Below are 368 nucleotides of genomic sequence, written 5' to 3'. Positions count from 1 at the left end.
GATTGACTTTGACGCGGTCGTCAAAGCACGCACAAGACGTGTGAAGCTAACATTGTAAGTATTGTGGGCTCGCTACACCACAACGCTGGCCCAGCCGGGCCAGCGTCACTACAGCTACGACCGGTTCCGCCAACTGGTTGCCTCCCATGTCGACGCGGCCGGGCTGACCGCCCGGATCACCCATGCACCAGGGCATACGATGCAGGTGGATTGGGCAGGTACGAAAATGCGCCTGTACGACCCTTCAAGCACACCGGGGTGAAAGTCACCATTTTCGTTGCTTTGTTGCCGTATTCAGGGATGCTCTTTGCATGTGCGTGTGCTGACCAGCGGCAGGGCCTGACCCCCGGAAAGTAGACACGTCGGGG

The organism is Corynebacterium sp. HMSC076G08 (assembly GCF_001811515.1).
GTDB lineage: Bacteria > Actinomycetota > Actinomycetes > Mycobacteriales > Mycobacteriaceae > Corynebacterium > Corynebacterium hiratae.
The sequence above is the reverse complement of the archived record's forward strand: the minus strand, read 5'-3'. Positions refer to the sequence as shown.